This is a genomic window from Lacrimispora sp., assembly GCF_047605665.1.
In the GTDB taxonomy this organism is placed as follows: domain Bacteria; phylum Bacillota; class Clostridia; order Lachnospirales; family Lachnospiraceae; genus Lacrimispora.
In genome coordinates, this window is record NZ_JASGFH010000006.1 from 45,814 (window position 1) to 63,979 (window position 18,166).

An 18,166-nucleotide genomic window follows, 5' to 3' on the forward strand; every position below is an offset into this window, starting at 1 on the left:
ACATCATTTCGACAGAAATTTGTTCACAAAAGCAATACCAGAATATCATAAAATCTGATTTGGGGGAATCGTTTTATGATCGGTAAAAAATAATAAGCAAAAAGACTTTATTGTACAAGGAGAAGGGGTCAAACTATGGAACCGAAGTTAGAGAAAAAATACGGACTTTTTACGGCCATTGCAATGGTTATCGGTATCGTTGTAGGCAGCGGTGTTTTCTTCAAGGCGGAGAAAATCCTCACTGCAACAGGCGGAAATTTAAAACAGGGAATTCTCGCATGGGTCATTGGCGGTGTGATTATGATTTCCTGCGCCTATACGTTTTCTGTTATGGCTACGAAATACCAATATGTCAACGGAATCGTGGATTACGCTGAGGCAGCCATGGGAAAAACCTATTCCTATTATGTGGGCTGGTTTATGGCGATGATCTACTATCCTACCATTACTTCTGTACTGGCATGGGTTTCAGCCCGGTATACCTGCGTTATCTTTGGATTTCCCATTACAGGCGGGGAGTGCATGACCATTGCCTGCCTTTACCTGATTTCCAGCTTTACCATAAATGCCTTATCTCCGGTTCTGGCCGGAAAGTTTCAGGTGAGCACCACCATTATCAAGCTGATTCCTCTCTTTTTAATGGCCATTGTGGGAACCTTTACCGGAGTTAAAAGCGGAATGACGGTATATAATTTCACCCATTACGTATCTCAAACCAGCTCCAACGGGCTGTTCACCGCCGTTGTTGCGGCATGCTTTGCTTATGAAGGCTGGATTATTGCCACCTGCATCAATGCTGAATTAGAGAATGCAAAGAAAAACCTTCCTCTGGCTTTGATCGTGGGAACCTTTATCACCATGTCCGCCTATATCCTCTATTACATCGGATTAGCCGGAACCATTGAAAATGAGGTGATGATGGCCGGAGGCGAATCCGGCGCCAAGCTGGCTTTCCAGACGGTTTTCACATCAGCAGGCGGCTCATTGTTATTCGTATTTGTCATCATTTCATGCCTTGGAACCTTAAACGGACTGATGCTTGGCTGTACCCGCGGAATTTATTCCCTTTCCGCCAGAGGCCTTGGCCCTGCGCCTAAAATTTTCGTCCAGGTGGACCCGGTGACAAATATGCCTGTTAACTCCGCAATTTTAGGGTTATTCCTCTGCGGACTCTGGCTGTTTTATTTTTACGGGGCGAACTTAACCTCCGGCTGGTTTGGCTTTTTCAGCTTTGATTCTTCAGAGCTGCCCATTATCACCATATATGCCCTGTATATCCCTATTTTCATTATGTTCATGGTAAAGAGCAGGGAACTGAGCTTTTTTAACCGGATATTTATGCCATGTCTGTCACTTGCAGGCAGCATATTCATGGTCGTTGCCGCCTGGTTTGCTCACGGAATGGCTGCGATAGCTTATCTGGGTGTATTTTCTGTTATCATGTTCCTTGGAGTCCTGACTTTGAAAAAGACAAAATAACTGTTGACAAATCCACTCAAACGTATTAATATACTGTTTAAATGAAATAAAAATAAACCGTTGAAAAAGAGTAGTAAGCTTTCCGGCAATATTTCAGAGAGCCGCCGTTGGTGGGAGTGCGGTATAGAGCAGATAGCTGAATGGACTTTTGAGGGCGGCCCTGAACGCATGTTAGGGGCTGACGGAAACCACAACCGTTATTTGGGTGGCATATATGTTAGTATATGAAAAAGTGGGCTTTTACCAAGTCAATTTGAGTGGCACCGCGGATTGTATAATTCGTCTCAAGTACGTTTCTTTGCGTACTTGAGACTTTTTTATTTGCGAAAACAAAAAGCCCAACTGACCCACCTGTCCTTTGTCCTGTCAACGGAAACCATTTTAGGAGGAGAACATTATGAAAAAATCAATGAAAACCCTGTTACTTGCAGCCCTCGCTGCTGCCGCACTCTCCGGCTGTGCTTCTAATCCGGCTCCGGAAAAAACGACGGAAGCTGCGTCTTCCCAGGCTTCTTCTGAAGCACAGAGCACTGAAAAAAGCGCTGAGAGTAAAACAGAAACGGAAGGAGCATCCTATACCGTAGGAATCGCCCAGTTCGCTGAGCACGGCTCCCTTGACAACTGCCGGGAAGGATTTTTGCAGGGACTTGCAGAAGAAGGAATTGAAGAAGGAAAGAATTTGACCGTTCTGTTTGGAAATGCCCAGGCTGACGGAGGAACTGCAAGCCAGATTATCACCGACTTCACTTCCAAAAAGGCTGATCTGATCTGTGCCATCGCTACCCCAATCGCTCAAGCCGCTTACGGTGCCACCAAGAACAGCGAACTCCCCGTTATCTTTACTGCAGTTACTGATCCAGTAGCCGCTGCACTGGCTAACGCAGACGGAACACCTGTCGGAGAGATCACTGGAACCAGCGATAAGCTTCCTGTAGAAAAGCAGTTGGAAATGATCCGCACTCTTCTTCCTGATGCAAAGACCATCGGTATTCTTTACAGCACCAGCGAAGTGAATTCAGAAACAGCGATCAAAGAATATAAGGCGGCAGCTCCTGCTTACGGTTTTGAGATCGTAGAAGGTCCTGTCACTTCCACTGCAGACATCCCACTGGCCGCTGACAGCATTTTAGAAAAAGTGGACTGTTTAAACAACTTAACAGATAACACGGTAGTGAGCTCCCTTCCTGTCATCTTAGACAAAGCTGCAAAGAAAAACATTCCTGTATTCGGCAGCGAAGTGGAACAGGTAAAGATCGGCTGTCTGGCTTCCATCGGACTTGACTATGTGGACTTAGGAAAGCAGACCGGAAAAATGGCTGCAAAGGTATTAAAGGGAGAAGCAAAAGCGAGCGAAATCAATTTTGAAGTGATCAAAGAAGCAGCTTTCTATGGAAATGCAAAGGTGGCAGAAAACCTTGGAATCACGCTGCCAGCCGAGCTGACTGACACTGCTGCTGAGATCTTCACTGATATTGCTCAGAAATAAACACATTTGGAGGAATTGCAATCATGTCAATCATACTCGGCGTTTTGGAAGAGGGCCTGATCTATGCCATCATGGCATTGGGCGTATACATCACCTATAAGATTCTGGATTTTCCCGATCTTTCCGTGGATGGAACCTTTCCTTTAGGGGGCGCAGTCACTGTGACTCTGATTCTGGCAAATGTGCACCCAACGGCAACGCTTTTTATCGCCTTTGCCATCGGTGCCCTGGCCGGATGCATCACCGGTTTAATCCATGTAAAGTTAAAGGTAAGGGATCTCTTGTCAGGTATCATTGTCATGACTGCACTCTACTCCGTCAACTTAAGGGTTGCCGGGAAGTCCAATGTTCCTATTTTTAACAGCAGCACTATTTTTGAAAACCCGTTTATTGACCGGATTTTTTCCGGGAACCTTGCAAATGTGAGCGCTGTGGTTATCTTAGCCGTCATCGTTCTCATTGTAAAATTTTTACTGGATCAGTATTTAAAGACCCGCTCCGGCTACCTGCTTCAAGCCGTAGGCGATAACGAAGCTCTCGTCACCTCTCTTGCCAAAGACAAGGGAATGGTGAAGATTCTCGGTCTGGCAATTGCAAACGGCCTGGCTGCTCTGGCTGGTTCTGTTTACTGCCAGCAAAAGGGATTCTTTGAAATCAGCATCGGTACGGGAACCATTGTTATCGGTCTGGCCAATGTAATCATAGGCACCAAGCTGTTTAAAAAGATTGGATTTGTAAAGACTACCACTGCTGTTGTTGCAGGCTCCATTATTTACAAAGGCTGTGTCTCCCTGGCTATTACCATGGGAATGAAACCATCGGATTTAAAGATGATCACTGCTGTTCTTCTTTTAGTCATTCTGGTACTCAGCAACGGAAGGGGAAAGAAGGTGAAGACCCATGCTTGAACTTCGGTCCATTAACAAATATTACAACCAGGGAACCGTCAATGAGATGTGCCTGTTTGACAATTTCAGCCTCACCATTGACAATGAGCAGTTCGTATCTGTGGTTGGAAGCAACGGATCAGGAAAGACCTCTATGCTGAACTTGATCTGCGGAAGCATTCCTTTAGACAGCGGCTCTATCCTGATTGGCGGCAGTGACATCACCAATATGCCGGAATTCAAACGCCAGCGCCGCATCGGCAGGGTTTACCAGAATCCGGCCATGGGCACCTGCCCCAGCATGACCATCTTACAGAATATGGCCCTGGCTGACACAAAGGGAAAGCCCTTTAATCTCCTCCCCGGAACCAACAAGCAGCGCATTGACTTTTACAGGGAACAGCTCCGCTCTCTGGGCCTTGGCCTGGAGGATAAGCTGCAGGTGAAGGTAGGAGTCCTCTCAGGCGGACAGAGGCAGGCAATGGCCCTTCTCATGTCCACCATGACTCCCATTGAATTCCTGATCTTAGATGAGCACACCGCTGCTCTCGATCCCAAGACTGCGGAGATCATCATGGAACTGACCGATAAGATCGTAAAGGAAAAGCATCTGACCACCATCATGGTCACTCACAACCTCCGTCATGCAGTGGAGTACGGAAACCGGCTTGTGATGATGCATCAGGGAACTGCCATCATTGACAAGGCAGGAAAAGAAAAAGAAAACCTCAATGTAGAGGATATCTTAGATAAGTTCAATGAAATAAGCATTGAATGCGGAAATTAAAAGTGAAATGCGGCAGGAAGCAGATAATAGCCAGACATGGAGTATATCCAGTCTGGCTATTATTTTTTTTGAGATTATTTTATTGAGCGCTTTTGCCATTGGGTTTCCTCATTCTCCCCAACTGCACCCATCCTCTCCGACCCTTTTAACAAAAGCTGGGACTGTAACACAACACGCTGGTAAGACCGCTGTTTTTCCTGAACAATACGGTCAAGCACAAGCTGCATGGCGATTGTACCCATCTCACTGATGGCACGGGATACTACCGTTATCTGATATCCTAAGACATCCAATAGTTCCACCTCATCAAATCCAACCAGGGAGATTTCATCCGGTATTCTTTTATTGTGGGTTCGAATTGCCTGAATACAGCCAAGAGTCATCAGGTTGTTGCATGAAAAAACGGCTGTCGGCGGGTCTTCTGATTCCATGAGCTCCATCATAACCTGATAACTCTTGTCCGTTTTAAAATCCCCATATGTGATATACTCCGGCGGCACCTGAACGCCCCAATCCCTCAAAGCATTCATATACCCTAACATGCGTTCACGGCCTGGAATCGTATCCTGCGGCCCGGCAACGATTGCAATCTTTCTATGCCCTTCCTGAAGAAGGCGTTCTGTTGCCTCGTACGAACTCCGAATATTATCAACAAATACGCCATCACAGCTGACGCCCTTCATCTCACGGTCAACAAACACCACCGGAACACCGGAGCTTTGTATGTTATTCAAGAGCTCTGCATTGGCGTCATACTGATCTGAAACAGGAGTCATGATGATTCCGCTGACCCGGTAAGAAATCATGTCCTGCAAAGCAGACATTTCCGAGGCCATATTATCATCTGTATTGTACAAAATAACCCGGTAGTCGTTTTGTTCCGCTAACTTGCTGGCAGCATAAAAAATCTTGCTGAAAAATGTATTGCATATATCAGGGACAATGACTCCAATGATCTTTACCCTGTTTTTTGATAAACTGCTGGCCATCAAGTTGGGTGTATAATCTAACTCTTCTATGGCATCGAGAACCCTTTTTCTGACCGAATCACTAAAATAACCTTTATTATTCATTACCCTTGATACTGTAGCTGACGACACATTTGCCCGAATAGCAACGTCTTTAATCGTATATCCCATTTGATTCCCCATTTCCAATAGATATTTCTTCCAGTATAACAAAAATTCTCTTTAATCTCCATCTATTTTCTAAAGAATCTTATCTTCCTTCCTCTTAAGCAAATGCTCCGGCTATTTTAAGTTGTGTTTAAAAATCCGGTCAATTTCTTCTTCATAAGGCATGCCCGGTGCCGTACCGTAGCGTGTGACAGCAATACCTGCCACCGTACTTCCATATCGAATTGCCTCAAAGAAATCCATTCCCCTTGAAAGAGCCGCTGCCAGTCCGCCTGAAAAAGCATCTCCGGCGCCGGTTGTATCAACCGGTGTACCGCATGTTACAATATCAAAGAACCGTTCTTCATTCCCATCATTGGCGTAGACGCCGTCACCGCCTAAGGTGATAACCACTTTTCCAATACCTTTTTCCAGTAATCTGGCCGCCGCTTTTTTAACGCCTTCCCGGTTCGATGTATCCACGCCGGTAAGTGTCTGCGCCTCCGTCTCGTTTGGAGTAATAATATCTACGCACTGCAGGTACTCATCTTCCAGATGCTGTGCCGGAGCAGGATTTAGTATGGTCATAATTCCGCCTTTTTTTGCATGCTTTAACAGCATCTTTACAGGCTCTAGATTCGTCTCTAACTGCAGCAGCAGAATATGGGATTGTTCCAGCTTCTTTAAGATCTCCTGCATTTCTTCATCCTTAAAATTCTCACATGCTCCGCCAACCACAACGATTTGATTTTGAGCCGTAGCTTCATCTACAATGATCAATGCAGCTCCTGTTTGATGCTCTTTATCTATTATGACTCCATCCGTGCACAGTCCTTCTTCTTTATAAAATTCAATGGCAGCCTTGCCAAGTGCATCTGCTCCCAATCTTGTGACAAATGTAACTTCTGCACCTGCCCGCTTTGCTGCAACCGCCTGATTGGAGCCTTTCCCTCCGGGACCCATTTTAAAGGACTTGCCTTTAATGGTTTCTCCTGCCACGGGAAATGTATCAGTACGGGCACAAATATCCGTAACATAGCTCCCAAAAACAAACACTGATTTTCTCATTATCCCCCATCCTCTCCTGCTGTCAAAACAGGTGCCAACTCAAGGCCTTCGCCGTCACCGTATAAAATTTCAATCCTCCGGTCCAGCCTGCCGCTGTCCGGATTTCTGTTCTGGCTGTAAAGTCCCCAACATTTTGCAGTGCTGAAAAAGCATGTATAATCCTCCGTCTCCACCTTTGGATTGAATGACACCTGTCCTTTTGTGAGATCAAATTGATAACCGGAAGACGCAAGCAGTAATCCCCAGCTTGCCATGGAACGCACATAATGGTTCCCGCATTCTACTTCATTCCATGGATTTCTCTTTATTCCGTCATGCCTGTCACGGACCGCCCGGACGATGGATAAAGCCTTATCAAATTCATTTTCATAGATCAAATGAGAGGCTACCTGATATTCAATTCCCGACCACACTTCATCACTATAAACAAAGGGGAAACGGGGCTTATCACCGCCTGGCCACGTGCACAGAATAAGACCTGCCTCATCATTTAAGGCATAAACCCGCTGGATGTTAAGATGCTCTGAAAGATCTGGCCGAAAATTGTACTTGTACACACTGTTTACAGCCTTTTTCACATGTTCTTTTGGAAGAACGTAACCAAGCCCGGCCACATGTGCCAGTTGCTGCCCCAATACCTGATCGGAAAGACAACCGTCATAATATTGATACTGGTATTTACCGTCATTCTCCAATTTCTGTATATAGAATTCTCCATTCCACAGCTCCAAATCCATTCGCTCAGATCCTTCTTTACGAGCTTTGCCATAACTCATGGCCCGTTCCTCGTCGCCCAGATAAGCGGCCATTTCTTCTCCTGCCTTTAAGGCCGCATAAAAGATGGAATTGGTCATGGATGTTTTTCCATAAAATTCAATATCATAAGTATTATGCTGCTGTGCATCAAAAACGTAATCCTTATCCTGATCCCACTTGACAAATGCGTATTCTAAGGCTTTTACTGCCTGATCCCACACTTCACGCAGGAAATCATCGTCACCAGACAGCTTCCAATCACGGTAAAGCTGGATAATTGTTCCCATTTGACCGTCTGCCGCCGGAGGAATTTTTGTAAACCGCGGATATCCAAACACCGTATTGGAACGGTATGCCATCTCCCCATCTTCACAGGTTTCCTTGAGAAATTGTGTCCGCCGCATATTGCGCTCCAAATCCGGAAACAGAAACGCCATGGTCTGCTGATAATTCCATACATGGCTGCAATTTCCCTCACAGCATCCCCGGTGGTCAAAGGAGCCCTCGAATCCCAAAAATGTTCCGTCTTCAATCCGGAAACAGGTTGTGCTTCGAAGCACTGTAATATTCGCCCCCATTGCGTCCAGCATAACTGCCGGCAGGGTTGTTTTATAAAGTGCCTCCCGAAACAGACTTGTCTCACCTTCCAAACGGCTCATGTTATCATGCAGGTAATCCGATACAGCCCATGCATCCTGAAATGCCGCAGCATAATAATTTTTTACGATTTTATCAGTCTCAGGGTCTTTGAACATATGACCTGACCACTGTGCCGGCCGGTTGGGGAAATACCATGTCAAAATAAACTCTACTTCCTTTGACTCCCCTGCCTCCAATTCAAAATCAATGCACAAAGAGCCTGTTCTCAATTTTGCACTTCCAAAACTTGGATTCGTAACATTGTCAAACTCCGGCCTGGACTCTTCCAGTACCCCCTGCTTTTCAAATTCATACCAAAAATCATGAGGACCATTCACCCAGGAACTCTTCACCCAGTTGGCTTTAACAGTTGTGTTTTCCTCAGACGTACTCACAAGGGCCATGCTTCCATTTTTTAAATGCTCTTTTGGGAGCTTGGGATTGGTCATATACAGACCCCGCATCCCCTTCTCCTCTTTATATTCGTTCTCTGGCTCTCCCTCAGTATCCAGTGCCCCAAACAAACCGTGTCCCTTAAATCCCACCGGATTGCTTATGGACCCGGCTAAAGAGACATGAACACGCTCCGGACTCCTATTGATTACTTTATAACGCAATACTGCTCCAGGAATACTGGAATCATCGCTGTTTAAAGGAATGAGCGGTGTGAATGCCGTCAAATTCACATCCACCGGCATTTTTTCATCCTTAAGCTCTACGATGCACTGGCTGACCTCTCCAGCCAGCCTGGCCTTTGCAAAATGCGGAATCCCGGCATTATCAAACGAATCAAAACCATGGGAACGCTCATAAGGAGGCTTTACCCTGGATTCCAGCACTCTTACCTTCGCATCCTCATCCCCTTGCTGAGTTCGAATCGCAAAAAATGTATAAGAGAGCTTATTCCCCACATTGGGCTCGTTAAAGATTTCCCAATCACACAACTGGCCCCGGCTGCCCACTGAAACATTTCCCGTTCCAATACCGCCTAACAGGAACTTGGCAGCCGTGGCATCATCATCATACCATATCCGTTTTTCCTCTATACTCATTTCCAATTTCCCTTTCTATTGCTATCCTTTCTCCGCCCCAGCCGTCATTCCGCTCATGACCTGCCTGTTTAAGAAAAAGAATATAATCAGTGTTGGCAGCACTGTGGCTGCAACTGCTGCAAATGTAAGCCCCCAATCACGCATTCCATAGCTATTCACAAAATCGTTAAGGCCAATGGGAATCGTCTTCATTTCACTGGTACTGAGAAACGTATTGGCAAACGTAAACTCATTCCAGATACCGATAAATTGGAAGATGGCTACCGTCACAATGGTATTTTTTGATAAGGGCAGTATAATGCTTAAATAAATCCTGAATGACCCGCCACCATCCATATACGCCGCCTCAATCAGGGAATTGGGGATTTGATCCATAAACGCAATGAATAAATACATGGAAATCGGCAGGGCAAACCCAAATTGCGGAAGAATTACCGCCCAATGGGTATTAATAAGACCAAGCTCGTTGTAAATTCTAAAAAGCGGTATCAATGCCACAAAAATCGGTATCATCAGACCCATCATAATATAATTCCGGACAAATGTACGCCCTTTAAACTCCATCTTTGACAAGGGATAGGAGGCAAGGGAACCCATGGTAACAATACCGATCAGGGAAATCACTGTTACAATGATACTGTTTTTAAAATAAACAGGAATCATTGAGTCAAAAATTGCCTTGTAATTATCAAATGTCACTTTCATGGGAAACGCATATGCCGGAAGATTGATCTGATCATCTGGTGTCTTGATACTCGTTAGAAATATCCAAAACAAAGGATATAACATGATTACCATTGCCATTGCCAGAACGAGCCACAACAATACATTTTTAAATACTTTTTTAACGTTCATTGGCTCCCTCCTTAATCTTTCTCTTTCTTTAACCGATCCAGTATCAGATACGCTCCAATACAAATGACCGACATCAGAACCGCAAGCGCACTGCCGTATCCGTAATCCATCATATTAAAGGCCCGTTTATATATAAAGATTGACATCAACTCCGTTGCATAGCCCGGACCGCCATTCGTCATAATATACGGACCGTCGAAAGCCTTAAGTGTCCCCACCAAAGCCAAAACAATAGAATTAATAATTACGCTTTTTATCATCGGAAGCTGCACATAAAACAGCGTCTTTATGCTGGCAGCGCCGTCAATGGATGCCGCCTCCAGAACTCCTGAATCAACAGAAATCAAAGCTGTGTAGAAAATTACCATATACAGGCCTGCAAAACGCATGGATTCTATAAAAGCCAAAATAAACAACGTGATATGCACATCTGATAAAAAGGCCATTTTAAGATTCTCTAACCCCACCGCTCCAAGGAGTGCATTGACAACTCCATCCGGATTAATTGAAAGAAATCTCCTAAAGGTCTGTGCCATAGCCATACTGGAAATGACAACCGGTGTGAATAATAAAACACGAACAATGTTGTTTCCTATCTTTATGCGGGAAACCAGGATCGCTAAGAACAACCCTCCGCCCACTTGACATACTGTGGCTGTCAATGCATAAAGAAACGTATTCTTAAGCACCTGGCCAATATTAGGGTCCTGGAACATTTTTATATAATTAGAAAATCCGGCAAAAGTCACATTGGAAAATCCCGTCCAATTGGAAAAACTTAAGTAGATGGACGTAAATATAGGTACAATTACCACTGTCGTAAATGCCGCCAGGGGCAAGGCAAGAAATAACCACGGGTCTTTCTTATTATGCAGATGCATAACATACCTCCTCTCTATAAACAGGTACTCTCGGAATCCGCATAATAAGAGCTTCCGAGAGTACCAGGGCATGTTTAAAAAATCATTGCCCCAATCTGCACACCCGCTTTGGGGCTGTGAGAAAATTACTGCTTATCTGCTTTCAGCGCTTCATCAAGACGGTTGCAGAATTCTTCGGGAGTAATTTCTCCCATTCCCAGATTCACCTGCTCTTTCAGCATGACCTCTGCCGGACCTGCATTCAGGCGCACATCCCAAGGCTTAAGAAACTTCTCAATATGGCTGCTGTCATCAAGCACGCTCTTCCAAAACTCGGATATCTCACCCTTGCCTGTATCAAATTCTGCCGCCGGTAAAACGTTATTTTCCCAGAAAGCCTTATCCGGATACTCCGCTAAAACAAACTTAAGGAAATCTTTCAATGTATCATCATACTTTTCAGCATTTACCATGGTTCCTGTTCCTGCATGGGAAATCATATCTGTTTCTGCTGTCACTGAATCAGGTAATGTGGGCATATTAAAATGACCGTATTCCGGTTTCACTTCACCTTTTTCATCCAAAAAGCTGTTAAACTGCCATGTGCCAATCAAGTACATGGCGGCATTTCCGGAAAGGAAGGTTTCTAAGGCATTGGAGTAATCGCTTGTGGCCCAGCCTGGCTGGAAATATTCCTTTCCTAAGGTGGCAACAAATTCTGCCGCTTCTTTACCTGGCTCGTCCGTCATTTTGGCATTGCCGGAGATGATGCCCTCTAAGAAATCATTTCCCGTCATTCTGAATGGAATCATGGCCAGGAATCTTGAAACATTCCAGCCAGGAAATACGGAAATCGGTGTATAGCCTGCATCTTTTAATTTCTTACATACATCCAAAAATTCTTCAAACGTTTCCGGCTCTTTTGTGATTCCGGCTTTTTCAAACATGGATTTATTGTACCAGAAATACTCCACGTTATTTTCCCAAGCCATCTCATACAATTTCCCATCAGACAAACGGGCATATTCCAAACCAACGGGAAGTGCCTTATCATATCCCAGCTCCTTATAAAGCTCATCAATGTCCACAAGCGCTCCAGCGCCGGCAATCTCTTTTCTTAACTGCTCCGGTACTCCGTCAATTAAATCAGGCATGGACTTGCTTGTTGCAAGAATCTGCACCTTTTGATTATAGCTTCCACGGTCAGAGATGCGTTCGAATTCTATCTTCACATCCGGATGTTGCTTCATATAATCCTCTGCAATTTCATCCATCGTTTTCCAGGAGGAACGGGTCGTCATCCAGGTGATGGTTCTTTTTCCGTCCTTTCCGTCTTTTGAACCGCTATCAACTGACTTTTGATTATTTGATCCACATGCTGTTAAAAAAATCATACTTGAACACATAACACCTGCTGCTACGCGTTTCCACATTTTATTTTTCATCCTATCAACCTCCAAAGTCAACATTATTTTATATTTTTTCTACTATCCCTTTTATTAATGCAATAAATTTCTCAGAAACCTGATTTCCCACTTCTATTACATCCTCATGGTTTGTTCCATCTGTCCCGTATATACAGGTCATATTCGTAATGCAGGAAATACCTAACGTATTTAAACCGCAATGACGTGCCACGATTGCCTCCGGAACAGTGGACATTCCCACTACATCCGCCCCTAATGCCATAAAGCCGCGAATTTCTGCTGCTGTTTCAAAGGTAGGCCCATGCCAATAACCATACACGCCTTTTTGTAACTTTTGACCGAGCTCTTTTGCCGTATTCTCCGCCAGCTTCACCAGCTCCGGTGTATAAGCCGCGCTCATATCGACAAAACGTTCACCGAATTCATCCAAGTTTCCGCCTCTTAACGGTGATGGACAGAAAAATGAAAGATGATCTTCAATGACCATTAAATCCCCAGGGGCAAAATGCTTGCTGACTGCTCCACAGGCATTGGTAAGAATAATTGTTTTGATGCCAAGCCTGTCAAGCACTCTTACCGGGAACGTAATTTCTGCGGTATCATAACCCTCGTAATAGTGAACCCGGCCCTGCATGGCAGCAATGCATTGCCCTCCAAGTTCTCCTATTAACAACCTGCCGGAATGCCCTGCAATGGTGGGCGTGGGAAAATGAGGAATATCCCCATACGGGATACTGGTGACCTCCTCAAGCTGTTCCGCAAGAGGTCCCAGCCCTGTTCCTAACACAATACCAATTTGCGGCTGCCTGGTTGTTTTGCTTTTGATGTATTGAACCGCCTCGTTAATCTTTGTAACCAATGATTCTTTATCTGCCATTAATTCTTTACTGCTTTTCATAATCTTCTCCTCTCTGTTTTATTCCATCGTTCTGAAATCAATATGTGTAATCGTTTACCTACTTCTGATTCTACTCATTAATCGCTAAAATGTCAATATAATTCTCATTTTCGTAAATTTTTTACAAGTTTTAATCTATTTATTTGTAATATTCGACGAATATTATTTTATCTCTATGCAATCGCTTACACATTTGTTATAATCGAAATTACAAGAAAGAATACATGGGTGTGAACTACAATGCACCTTATAAATTCAGGAGGATCAGCAATGAATCATGAAACCATTTTTTCACATGTGGATCACACCCTGCTGGCAGCCAATGCTGCTGCAGAAGACATTTTGAAACTTTGCCAGGAGGCGGTCAGATACAACATGGCCTCAGTCTGCATTCCACCCAGTTATATATCCCTGGCAAGAACAAACCATCCGAATCTGAATCTTTGCACCGTAATTGGATTCCCCCTGGGTTATTCCTCTACCAATGCCAAGGTACAGGAAATCAAAGATGCTTTAAAGGATGGGTGCAATGAATTTGATATGGTCATCAACATCTCCTGGGCAAAAAACGGGGAATTTGATAAGATTACGGAAGAAATCGCTGCTTTAAAAGACGCTGTGGGAGATAAGGTTTTGAAAGTTATCATTGAGACATGCTATTTGAATGAAGAGGAAAAGCTTGCGCTCTGCAAATGTGTCACTGATGCCAAAGCCGACTACATCAAAACCTCAACAGGCTTTGGCACTGCCGGAGCTGTCTTAGAAGACATTGCCTTATTTAAATCAGCTATCGGCCCCGCAGTTAAAATAAAAGCTGCAGGCGGAGTCCGCACCAAAGAAGACATGATAGCATTCTTAAGGGCCGGGTGTGACCGGATCGGCACCAGCGGAGCTATCAAGGCTCTGTCCGGCGAAACCATCGAAGGGTATTAGAGCAGTCAGTAAAATATCAGCCCGATTATAATGAGAGCACCTCTAAGCATTGGCTTAAAGGTGCTCTCTGTCATGAAAAATATGGTTCTATCTGCTCATTTCACTTTGGGGACCTGTGGTGTTATGATCCTTAATAATGGTATTGACTTCGCTTAAATCAGAGGTGGGAAGGTCTCCCGGTATGGTGTTCTTTAAAGCTGCAGTCGCATTGCCGTACTGGACAGCCTTCATGCAATCGCCTCCGCTGCTTAACAGGCCGTAAAGGGCGCCTGCGATATAAGCATCTCCGCTTCCGATCCGGTCCACAACGTCAATGTTGCGGTACGGTTCTTCCTCGTAGTACTCATCTTTAGAGGCATCATAGATCACGGAACCAAAGGTATGGCTCTTTGGACTGTGTACAATCCGCTGTGTGGAGGCTACAACGGAAATGGGATATTCCTCTGTAAATTTCTTCATCATTTCTTTAACTGTGCCCTCTTTCTTAAAGGTCAGTCTGGCCGTTTCTTCTGAGCAGAAGAAGATGTCCACATAGGGAAGAATCTGTTCAATGCATTCCCTGGCCTCTTCTCCGGTCCAGAGATTTCCCCGGAAATTCACATCAAAAGAAATGATAGTCCCCGTCTCCTTGAATTTCCTGATCATTTCAATGGCAGTACTTCTGGTGTTTTCACACAGAGCCAGCGTAATGCCCGTGGTGTGGAAACAGGTGGTCGCCTTATACATTTCCTCCGGGAAGGAAGAAGTGCTGATCTGAACAAAGGAGCTGTTCTTCCTGTCGTAAATGACTTTGGGCTTTCTCGGATATGCCCCGTATTCGTAATAGTAAAGCCCAAGCCTTGCATTGGAGCTGTCGTCGTAAACGAAGTAGTCATCGCTGATTCCGTAGGAACGGACTTTATTTTTCACGAAATTTCCTATGTCATTAGACGGAAGCTGGGTGACCACGCCGGTGTGAAGCCCCAGTAAAGAAGCGCCCACGGCAACGTTTAACTCAGCGCCGCCCACCTGCTTTTGAAAGGAATTTCCCCGGATCAGACGCTCCACTCCCTCCGGAGAGAGGCGCAAAAGCAGCTCTCCTAAGCTCAATAAATCAAAAGGTCTGTCAATCATTTTGAACTCACCTCCATCATTTTTAAAAACATCTCTTTTAAAAAAGGGAGTCATTGATCAATGACTCCCATCTCTTTTTATAAATTATCTCTGAACACGTCCGGAACCGTCGCCGCCTGCTAAGGTGTCTACGTCTTCTCTGGTTACTAAGTTGAAGTCTCCAGGAATGGTATGCTTTAATGCAGATGCTGCAACTGCAAACTCCAGAGCGCTCTTGAAGTCCTTGCCGTCAGCCAGACCGCAGATCACGCCTGCTGCGAAGGAATCTCCACCGCCTACGCGGTCAACGATAGGAGTCACGCGGTACTTCTTGGAGTGGTAGAATTCACGGGTAGCGCCATCCATGATGCATGCAGACCAGCCGTTGTCGGAAGCAGAAAAGCTTTCGCGCAAGGAGCTCACTACATATTTGAAGTTGAACTTGTCTACCATCTGGTTGAAGATGTCCACATAACCCTGTAATTCCAGCTCGCCGGAGGTTACGTCAGTGTTGCCTGGCTTGAAGCCGAGAACCTTCTCTGCATCCTCTTCGTTGCCGATGCACACGTCAACGTACTGCATCAAGTTTGTCATGACCTTCTGAGCCTTCTCAGAGGACCATAATTTTTTACGGAAGTTTAAGTCTACGGAAACAGTTACGCCGTGAGCCTTAGCTGCCTTTAAAGCTGCTTCGGTCAGTTCTGCTGCTGCATCGCTGACTGCCGGTGTAATTCCTGTGAAATGGAACCACTCTGCATCCTTGAAAATCTCATCGAAGTTGAATTCTGCAGCAGTTGCTGTAGCGATAGAGGAATTAGCTCTGTCGTATACAACAGCAGATGCTCTCATAGCGGAACCTGTCTCTAAGAAATAGATTCCAAGTCTTTCGCCGCTTCTTGCGATGTGCTTTGTTCCCACGTTGTATTTTCTCAAAGCTGCTACTGCACAGTCACCGATGGGGTTCTTCGGAATAGCTGTTACGAACTCCACGTCATGTCCGTAGTTTGCCAGAGAAACAGCCACGTTAGCTTCTCCTCCGCCGTAGTTTACATCAAACTCATCTGCCTGGATAAATTTTTCATTGTTTGGGGTGGATAATCTCAGCATGATTTCGCCCATTGTCACAAGTTTTCCCATTTTTATTCTCTCCTTAAAATTTATGATTATTTTAATTATTTTCCTGCCCCCAGGGGGTCCCTCTCTGCCGGCTCTGCCGTCATTCACCTTGCTGCTGCTACTGCTTCCACGAACTCTTTTGCCTTTGCGGTAACTGCTGCATAATCGCCGGTGCTGGCGCCCTTTGTCAGGCTGCTTCCTGTTCCAACAGCATAAGCGCCTGCCTTGATCCACTTGTCCACGTTGTCCACGTCAACACCGCCGGATGGCATGAAATCACCCTGAGGAAGAGGTCCTTTGAAGGAGCTGATGGCTGCAGGTCCTACCAAGTTGCCTGGGAATACCTTAATGACATCACAGCCGTACTCCAAAGCGGTAATAGCCTCGGTTGGGGTCAAAACGCCCGGAAGCATGGGGACTCTGTAGCGGTTGCAAAGTTTGATGGTCTCCACGTTGAGGCCTGGGCTAACCACATAGTTTGCGCCTGCAAGGATAACTGCCCTTGCTGTTTCCGGGTCCAGAACAGTGCCTGCGCCAATCACAACAGCAGGATTGTCTCTGTATTTTTCAGACATCTTAGAAATGAATTCAACAGGATTTCCCTGGTCCATGGTCATTGTGATCTCAATGAAATTGATTCCGCCTGCGATGATGGCATCCACTACCTTCTCGCCCTGCTCCAAGTTCTTTGCACGGACAACGGCAACCAGACAATCTTCTTTCATTCTTGCTAAAACCTGTTCTTTTTTCATGATTGTTCTCTCCTTCTCTCAAATTCGCATATACGAACTGTTTTCATATTTACGATTCTTATACTTGAAATATTAATCGTTTCCTGCCGTTTTGTCAATAAGTATTCCTCATATTTTTCCAAGAAATCCTAACAATCCGGAAACCTCCGCTGCCTTGTCCCAAACCAGCTTTCCAAGAGCTTCATAATCCTCCGATGGCTTATAGAGGCTGGAGACGCTGATGGCGCCTAACACGTTGCCATCCCGGTCAAAGACAGGTGCTCCCACACACTGCATGTGCTCCTCCATTTCCCTGGCATCAAAGGCATAGCCCCGCTCCCGCACCCGTTCCAGCTCGTCCAGAAGCTGTTCCCTGTTTTTGACGGTGCGCTCCGTATACTGGGTGAATTTGATCCTGCTGATCATCTTCTCTCTTTCCTCTTCGCTGCTGTAGGCTAAAATCACCTTTCCAAGGGACGTACAGTACATGGGATTTCTGGAGCCCACGGTGGCTGTGGTGATAATAGGGTTCTCCGGTTCAAACTTACATATGTATACAACGTGATGATCCGAGGGTATTCCAAAGAAAACCGTCTTTCCCACTTCTTTTGAAAATGCCTTAAGCACAGGCTCAATGGTTCCGATGAAATCCAGGTTATTGGTATAATTGACTCCAATCCGGTATGCCATCAGTCCGATGGTATAGTTCTGCTTCTGCCCCTTTGCCACATTTACCATGTTCATTTCGACCAGGGTCGTTACGATATCGTAGGCGCTGGTCTTTGGAAGGTCCAGCTTTTTGCAGATGTCATCGAGGGTGGCTCCCTCCGGTGACTGGGAAATCAGTTTTAAAATCTCTATAGTCCTTTGTGTCGTTCTGTTCAGTTTCATGGTCCTGCCTCCATTTCTTGGTATCAGTATACCCTTGAGGGCGGAAAAAAAGCAAGTTGAATTTCGTATATGCGAAAGAATATGGAGTATGGGG

Annotated in this window: 16 protein-coding genes and 1 other annotated feature; of the genes, 5 read left to right on the plus strand and 11 right to left on the minus strand. The window is 45.2% G+C overall.

The genetic code is table 11. The features are described from left to right. Positions 1-135 precede the first annotated feature (135 nt). The 4 genes from QM657_RS06210 (at position 136) to QM657_RS06225 (ending at position 4,639) form a co-directional block, all read left to right on the plus strand. Positions 136-1,479 carry an APC family permease gene (locus tag QM657_RS06210; RefSeq protein ID WP_415065717.1) on the plus strand — a complete coding sequence of 448 codons (1,344 nt, stop codon included), beginning with the start codon at positions 136-138 and terminating at the stop codon, positions 1,477-1,479. A gap of 51 nt (positions 1,480-1,530) precedes the next feature. After that, positions 1,531-1,769: a binding site (T-box leader), on the plus strand. 107 nt (positions 1,770-1,876) lie between these two features. After that, complete coding sequence (locus QM657_RS06215; RefSeq protein WP_415065718.1) at positions 1,877-2,965, plus strand: ABC transporter substrate-binding protein; 1,089 nt, start codon at positions 1,877-1,879, stop codon at positions 2,963-2,965. 23 nt (positions 2,966-2,988) lie between these two features. After that, entirely contained in the window at positions 2,989-3,873 is an 885-nt protein-coding gene (locus QM657_RS06220) for an ABC transporter permease (protein WP_415065719.1), read from the plus strand. Beyond that, the gene (locus tag QM657_RS06225; RefSeq protein ID WP_415065720.1) at positions 3,866-4,639 is read left to right on the plus strand and encodes an ABC transporter ATP-binding protein; all 774 of its coding nucleotides are present in this window, start codon (positions 3,866-3,868) and stop codon (positions 4,637-4,639) included. The genes QM657_RS06220 and QM657_RS06225 overlap by 8 nt, the downstream gene beginning before the upstream one ends. A gap of 74 nt (positions 4,640-4,713) precedes the next feature. Here the strand turns inward: QM657_RS06225 and QM657_RS06230 are convergent, their stop codons facing one another. The 7 genes from QM657_RS06230 to QM657_RS06260 form a co-directional block, all read right to left on the minus strand. Further along, complete coding sequence (locus QM657_RS06230) at positions 4,714-5,778, minus strand: LacI family DNA-binding transcriptional regulator (RefSeq protein WP_415065721.1); 1,065 nt, start codon at positions 5,776-5,778, stop codon at positions 4,714-4,716. A 111-nt stretch (positions 5,779-5,889) separates the two neighbouring features. Beyond that, positions 5,890-6,822: a ribokinase gene (gene rbsK / locus QM657_RS06235; protein ID WP_415065722.1), complete on the minus strand. Its 933-nt coding sequence runs from the start codon at positions 6,820-6,822 to the stop codon at positions 5,890-5,892. Continuing rightward, a complete protein-coding gene (locus QM657_RS06240) occupies positions 6,822-9,269 on the minus strand; it encodes a GH116 family glycosyl-hydrolase (protein WP_415065723.1) in 2,448 nt (815 codons plus the stop codon). The genes rbsK and QM657_RS06240 overlap by 1 nt, the downstream gene beginning before the upstream one ends. A 21-nt stretch (positions 9,270-9,290) precedes the next feature. Then, positions 9,291-10,124 carry a carbohydrate ABC transporter permease gene (locus QM657_RS06245; RefSeq protein ID WP_415065724.1) on the minus strand — a complete coding sequence of 278 codons (834 nt, stop codon included), beginning with the start codon at positions 10,122-10,124 and terminating at the stop codon, positions 9,291-9,293. A gap of 11 nt (positions 10,125-10,135) precedes the next feature. After that, positions 10,136-11,005, minus strand: a complete 870-nt coding sequence (locus QM657_RS06250) for a carbohydrate ABC transporter permease (RefSeq protein ID WP_415065725.1) — start codon at positions 11,003-11,005, stop codon at positions 10,136-10,138. 125 nt (positions 11,006-11,130) lie between these two features. Beyond that, complete coding sequence (locus tag QM657_RS06255) at positions 11,131-12,429, minus strand: ABC transporter substrate-binding protein (protein ID WP_415065726.1); 1,299 nt, start codon at positions 12,427-12,429, stop codon at positions 11,131-11,133. Positions 12,430-12,457: 28 nt separating this feature from the next. Beyond that, on the minus strand, positions 12,458-13,309 hold the full coding sequence (locus QM657_RS06260) for a purine-nucleoside phosphorylase (RefSeq protein WP_415065727.1): 852 nt from the start codon (positions 13,307-13,309) through the stop codon (positions 12,458-12,460). Between the two features lie 270 nt (positions 13,310-13,579). Here QM657_RS06260 and deoC point away from each other — a divergent pair, with 270 nt between their 5' ends. Continuing rightward, complete coding sequence (gene deoC, locus QM657_RS06265; protein WP_415065728.1) at positions 13,580-14,242, plus strand: deoxyribose-phosphate aldolase; 663 nt, start codon at positions 13,580-13,582, stop codon at positions 14,240-14,242. Between the two features lie 87 nt (positions 14,243-14,329). Here the strand turns inward: deoC and QM657_RS06270 are convergent, their stop codons facing one another. The 4 genes from QM657_RS06270 to QM657_RS06285 all read right to left on the minus strand — a co-directional run bounded on the left by QM657_RS06270 (position 14,330) and on the right by QM657_RS06285 (position 18,072). Then, entirely contained in the window at positions 14,330-15,355 is a 1,026-nt protein-coding gene (locus tag QM657_RS06270) for a sugar kinase (protein WP_415065729.1), read from the minus strand. 84 nt (positions 15,356-15,439) lie between these two features. Beyond that, entirely contained in the window at positions 15,440-16,471 is a 1,032-nt protein-coding gene (locus QM657_RS06275) for a PfkB family carbohydrate kinase (protein ID WP_415065730.1), read from the minus strand. Between the two features lie 83 nt (positions 16,472-16,554). After that, positions 16,555-17,202 carry a bifunctional 2-keto-4-hydroxyglutarate aldolase/2-keto-3-deoxy-6-phosphogluconate aldolase gene (locus QM657_RS06280; protein WP_415065731.1) on the minus strand — a complete coding sequence of 216 codons (648 nt, stop codon included), beginning with the start codon at positions 17,200-17,202 and terminating at the stop codon, positions 16,555-16,557. 108 nt (positions 17,203-17,310) lie between these two features. Beyond that, complete coding sequence (locus QM657_RS06285; protein WP_415065732.1) at positions 17,311-18,072, minus strand: IclR family transcriptional regulator; 762 nt, start codon at positions 18,070-18,072, stop codon at positions 17,311-17,313. Positions 18,073-18,166: the final 94 nt, after the last annotated feature.

Bases quoted from the DNA above. Each gene is read 5' to 3' on its own strand.
- QM657_RS06285 (WP_415065732.1), bottom strand. From the start codon at position 18,072: ATGAAACTGAACAGAACGACACAAAGGACTATAGAGATTTTAAAACTG.
- QM657_RS06210 (WP_415065717.1), top strand. From the start codon at position 136: ATGGAACCGAAGTTAGAGAAAAAATACGGACTTTTTACGGCCATTGCA.
- QM657_RS06255 (WP_415065726.1), bottom strand. From the start codon at position 12,429: ATGAAAAATAAAATGTGGAAACGCGTAGCAGCAGGTGTTATGTGTTCA.
- QM657_RS06270 (WP_415065729.1), bottom strand. From the start codon at position 15,355: ATGATTGACAGACCTTTTGATTTATTGAGCTTAGGAGAGCTGCTTTTG.
- QM657_RS06230 (WP_415065721.1), bottom strand. From the start codon at position 5,778: ATGGGATATACGATTAAAGACGTTGCTATTCGGGCAAATGTGTCGTCA.
- rbsK (WP_415065722.1), bottom strand. From the start codon at position 6,822: ATGAGAAAATCAGTGTTTGTTTTTGGGAGCTATGTTACGGATATTTGT.
- deoC (WP_415065728.1), top strand. From the start codon at position 13,580: ATGAATCATGAAACCATTTTTTCACATGTGGATCACACCCTGCTGGCA.
- QM657_RS06280 (WP_415065731.1), bottom strand. From the start codon at position 17,202: ATGAAAAAAGAACAGGTTTTAGCAAGAATGAAAGAAGATTGTCTGGTT.
- QM657_RS06225 (WP_415065720.1), top strand. From the start codon at position 3,866: ATGCTTGAACTTCGGTCCATTAACAAATATTACAACCAGGGAACCGTC.
- QM657_RS06215 (WP_415065718.1), top strand. From the start codon at position 1,877: ATGAAAAAATCAATGAAAACCCTGTTACTTGCAGCCCTCGCTGCTGCC.
- QM657_RS06220 (WP_415065719.1), top strand. From the start codon at position 2,989: ATGTCAATCATACTCGGCGTTTTGGAAGAGGGCCTGATCTATGCCATC.
- QM657_RS06240 (WP_415065723.1), bottom strand. From the start codon at position 9,269: ATGAGTATAGAGGAAAAACGGATATGGTATGATGATGATGCCACGGCT.
- QM657_RS06250 (WP_415065725.1), bottom strand. From the start codon at position 11,005: ATGCATCTGCATAATAAGAAAGACCCGTGGTTATTTCTTGCCTTGCCC.
- QM657_RS06260 (WP_415065727.1), bottom strand. From the start codon at position 13,309: ATGAAAAGCAGTAAAGAATTAATGGCAGATAAAGAATCATTGGTTACA.
- QM657_RS06245 (WP_415065724.1), bottom strand. From the start codon at position 10,124: ATGAACGTTAAAAAAGTATTTAAAAATGTATTGTTGTGGCTCGTTCTG.
- QM657_RS06275 (WP_415065730.1), bottom strand. From the start codon at position 16,471: ATGGGAAAACTTGTGACAATGGGCGAAATCATGCTGAGATTATCCACC.